2 protein-coding genes are annotated in these 1,694 nt (G+C 39.4%); both read left to right on the forward strand.

The genetic code is table 11. The features are described from left to right. Positions 1–770, forward strand: a 770-nt coding sequence (locus ACKI5B_RS02885) for a helicase-related protein (protein WP_407425641.1), incomplete at its 5' end; no start/stop codon positions are given. Positions 771–819: 49 nt separating this feature from the next. Beyond that, a partial coding sequence (locus tag ACKI5B_RS02890) for an AAA family ATPase (RefSeq protein ID WP_407425643.1) occupies positions 820–1,694 on the forward strand: 875 nt, incomplete at its 3' end.

Consider the following 1,694-nt stretch of genomic DNA (forward strand, 5'->3'; position numbering starts at 1 on the left):
TTCATCTTAAAAAACTCAAGCTTGATTCTGCTCAGGCCGTTATTCTTGATGAAGTTGACCGCCTTACTTCAAAAGAAATGATTGATGACACTGTTGAATTAATCTGTGCTATGAAAAAGGATATTCAGCTTATTGCAGCAAGTGCAACAATCACAAAAAATACACAGAAAATTTTACAGAGCACCAGAATTAAACAAAACGGTACAACAGAAAGTGATTTAAAAACACTCTTTTTACCGCCGGAAGATGTTTTACGCAAAAGAATTACACATTATGCTGTTTTTGCCGAAACCCGCGATAAAATTGACACTTTACGCAAACTTTTGATTGCCGAACATCCGGAAAAAGCTCTTATTTTTACATCAAAAATCGATCAGGTAGCAAACATAGTTTCAAAATTGAAATACAAAAATATCGAATGTTCAGCTTTAACAGCAAAAACCGAAAAAACCGAACGTAAGGCAACGATTGACAGATTCAGAAGCGGTAAAATCAAGATTCTTATTACAAGTGATCTTGTTGCCCGCGGGATGGACATTCCAAATATCAGTCATGTAATTCAAATGGATATGCCTTCTGATGATGATTTTTTTATTCACCGCGCAGGAAGAACAGCCCGCATGGGAAAAACCGGTATAAACATCGTAATTGGGGATGCTTTTGAAATGCGCAAATACGCAGCCATTGAAAAGAAACTTAAAATCATTGTTTATCCGCGGATGCTTTATAAAGGAAAATTAACAGATCCAAATGAAGTTGAAACAGACTAGTTTTTCATGTTATAATCTAAGATACAATTAAAAAAAATGAGGTTTCCTTGTGTTTCTAAAAAGTCTTGATATTTTCGGATTTAAATCATTTGCAGACAAAACCCACGTCGAGTTTGCAGACGGCATTACTGCTCTCTTAGGCCCGAACGGCTGTGGTAAAAGTAACGTCGTCGATGCAGTAAAATGGGTTCTTGCCGAAAACAAGGCTAAAAATCTCCGTGCAGACACAATGGAATCCGTTATCTTCAACGGAACAGAAACCCGTCCGCCTCTTAACATCGCAGAAGTTACGCTTACACTTGCAAATGAAAACGGGCTTTTAAAATTTGATGATGCAGAATCAGCTCCTACAGAAGTTACTCTCAAACGCCGCCTCTACCGTTCAGGCGAAAACGAATATTACATCAACAACAAGCAGGTCGGAGCTACAGCCGTCCGCCGTCTATTTATGGACACAGGTGTCGGTAAGGCTGCCTACTCTGTCATGGAACAGGGCAAAATCGACCAGATTCTTTCAAGTAAACCGGAAGACCGCCGCTATCTTTTTGAAGAAGCAGCCGGTATTTCAAGAAGCAAAGCCGAAGTTGCAGAAGCAGAACGTGAACTTGAACGCACAAGACAGAACCTTGCACAGATTGAAGTAGCACTTGCCGAAAATAAACGCAGTTATGAAACTCTTAAAGTTCAAAGTGAAAAGACAATCAAATACCGTGAGCTTAAAGAAGCAATTTTCAACTATGAACTCGACATTCAGCTTTTAAAACTCAAGGATTTTGTACAGAATCAGGCACGGCAGACTCAGGCAAAAGAAGAAATTGCCGAAAAACGCAACGCAGTTCAGGCCGAAATCGATGAAATCTTAAACACACTCACGGAAAACAGCGATAAAATCAAGGAACTTCAGTCAAAGATGGGCGAACTCCA

Origin of the sequence: Treponema sp. (genome assembly GCF_045657965.1) — a bacterium.
Taxonomy (GTDB): domain Bacteria; phylum Spirochaetota; class Spirochaetia; order Treponematales; family Treponemataceae; genus Treponema_D.